This is a genomic window from Flavimobilis rhizosphaerae (assembly GCF_014852685.1).
In the GTDB taxonomy this organism is placed as follows: domain Bacteria; phylum Actinomycetota; class Actinomycetes; order Actinomycetales; family Cellulomonadaceae; genus Flavimobilis; species Flavimobilis rhizosphaerae.
Genome location: NZ_JACZDF010000016.1, coordinates 1 through 2,565, shown reverse-complemented (window position 1 = coordinate 2,565; position 2,565 = coordinate 1). Strand labels below are relative to the sequence as shown.

3 protein-coding genes are annotated in these 2,565 nt (G+C 66.5%); all 3 read left to right on the top strand.

The window, feature by feature from the left end; translation table 11 throughout:
- Window positions 1-163 precede the first annotated feature (163 nt).
- From IGS67_RS13550 to IGS67_RS13540, 3 genes are read left to right on the top strand one after another with little or no spacing between them, the layout of a single operon-like run.
- Entirely contained in the window at window positions 164-1,270 is a 1,107-nt protein-coding gene (locus IGS67_RS13550) for a tyrosine-type recombinase/integrase (RefSeq protein WP_064846256.1), read from the top strand.
- Window positions 1,267-1,599 carry a helix-turn-helix domain-containing protein gene (locus IGS67_RS13545; protein ID WP_064846257.1) on the top strand — a complete coding sequence of 111 codons (333 nt, stop codon included), beginning with the start codon at window positions 1,267-1,269 and terminating at the stop codon, window positions 1,597-1,599. Before IGS67_RS13550 ends, IGS67_RS13545 begins: the two co-directional genes overlap by 4 nt.
- Window positions 1,600-1,601: 2 nt before the next feature.
- Entirely contained in the window at window positions 1,602-2,525 is a 924-nt protein-coding gene (locus IGS67_RS13540) for a hypothetical protein (protein WP_192282228.1), read from the top strand.
- Window positions 2,526-2,565 lie beyond the last annotated feature (40 nt).

Genomic DNA, 2,565 nt, shown 5'->3' with positions numbered 1-2,565 from the left:
TCGCAGCAGCCGCCTGATCGGCGCAGAGCGACAGCCTACCTCTGACTGCCGCCAATCTTTGCAACAGAGCCCGCAGACACGCCGTTGACCAGCACGTATACCCTTGGCGTCTCATCGGATGCATCATTGACTCATTGGATGCAACCGCGGAACGAGGTGTCGGATGCACGTCGACGGTGTGGGTCGGGTCTCGGTGGTGCCCTCGCTGCCGGTCCTTCGGCCCGAGGAGCAGGTGCTCCAGCTCATGCTGGACGGCTGGCGCAACCAGCAGCTCTCCAGGAACCTGCAGTTCGCGACGATCGAGCAGCGGCTGCGCTGTGTGCGCCGGTTCGTTGAGCACATGAACGAGGATCCGTGGAACTGGACGCCGGCGATGGTCGAGGAGTTCTCGGCCGACCTGCGCACCGTCCGACACGTCTCTCGCTCCACGCTGCGCAGCTACCACTCTGCGCTTCGGGCGTTCACGAGCTACGTCAGCAACCCCGACTACGGATGGGACCGGGTCTGCGAGCAGTACTTCGGCACCCACCCGGCGCAGGTCTTCTTCGACTGGAACTCCGCACCGCACGTCCAGGAGTACGACGGCGGACCCACGAAGCGTCCCTACACGCGGTCCGAGCTCGATCGACTCTTCGTCTACGCCGACGATGAGGTCGAACGCATGGGGCGGTCGGGACGCAAGGGCTGGCAGGCGGCCTATCGCGATGCGGTCATGATGAAGATCGCCTACGCCTACGGCCTCCGCTTCAACGAGTTGCGACACCTGCAGCTCGTCGACTTCGCCCGCAACCCGCATGCGCGCGAGTTCGGCCGGTTCGGCGTCTGCAAGGTCCGCTACGGCAAGTCAAAGCGCTCCTCGCCCTACAAACCCCGCAGCGTGCTCACCGTCTGGCGATGGACGCCTCCGATCCTCGAGGACTGGCTCGCCAACGGTCGCGGTGAGCCCGACACACTCGACCTGTTCCCCAGCGAACGCGGCGGCCTGGTCGGAGAACCGGCGCTGCTGCGCCGGCTACGCCGCTACTGCGACGAGCTCGGACTTTCGGACGGGCTCGATCTGCACTCGTTCCGACGCTCCTACGCTACGCATCTGTTGGAGGCTGGCTGGGACCCACGGTTCGTCCAGGACCAGATGGGGCACGAGTACGCCTCGACGACCGGCATCTACCAGTTCGTCGGCGACGAGTTCCGGCGCAGCACGCTCCGCAGCGCTCTCGACAGGACCGTCAACGAGGCCCTGGCCCGCACCACGAAGGATGGAACACCATGAAACGCAAGGTCGACTACCAGTGGCGCCTGGCCGAGCTGATGGCGGCCAGAGGTCTGCACAACACGACCGATCTCATCCCGCTGCTCGGCGAACGGGACATCACGCTCTCCCGACCGCAGGTCTACCGCCTCGTCAATCAGCGGCCGGAGCGCGTCTCGCTCCAAGTTATCGCCGCACTCTGCGACATCTTCGAGTGCACACCAGCCGATCTGGTCACGACAACCGCCGCGGACGTCCGGCGCCGGAAGACCGCGACCGAGCCCGGCTCCAACGTCGTCAGCCTCGACCGATCAGTTCGACCCCGGCGCGCGAACATTCTCGACGAGTAGGGATGGCTGCCGTGGCGAGTCGAGGACCAGCAGGCCTGTCCCCCCGCTCCACCATCCAGGGTCGTCCACGCATCACCTCGACGACCGGGAACCCGTGCGCACGCTGCGGCCGCAAGATCCCGCGGGTCGCCGTCACATGGCCGGAGGGCCGGCTCTGCAACATCTGCTACTACAACGCCGTCCACACCCGAGGCGTCTGCCCGGAGTGCCTCCAAGACCGCCTGCTACCAGGACCCGCAAGCGCCGGCGGCGGTCCGATCTGCGCGACCTGCGCGGAGATCCCCCACGACTTCCATTGCGACAGCTGCGACACCGAAGCCGGGCATCACCGAGGGCGGCTCTGCGCCCGATGTGCGCTTCGCGCCGACCTCCACCAGGTCCTCGGCGGCGAGCCGGAACACCCCGCTCTGCGCGGTCTGGTCGACGCGCTATGCGCATCCGAGCGACCCGAGTCGATCCTCGTCTGGAAGCGATCCCCCAAGGTCCAGACGCTCCTGCGTGGCCTTGGCGACGGCACGATCCCGATCTCCCACGAAGGCCTCGACGCCGTTCCCGGCAAGCCGACCGAACACATCCGAGCACTCCTGCAACATCACGGCCTACTCCCCTACCGCGATGCCTACCTGCACCGATTCGAGGAGTGGATCGCCGTCAAGTTAGAAGGGCTCCCCGCCGAGGTCCGTCAGCCCGTCCAGCACTTCGCGACCTGGCACCACCTACGCAACATCCGCGCCAAATCCGAAGCAGGCGCCAACACGCGCGGCCCGGTGCACTCAGCGAAGCAAGAGATCACCGAGACAGTCAAGTTCCTGACCTGGCTGCACCAGACACACCACCGCACCGCCGCGACCTGCACCCAGCAAGACGCCGACGAGTGGCTGGCAGGCGGACCGACGGGGCCTGACCCCGGTTCTTGGACACGCTGAATCCAGCACCTGGTGCTGGGGAAGCGAGATGATCGAAGAA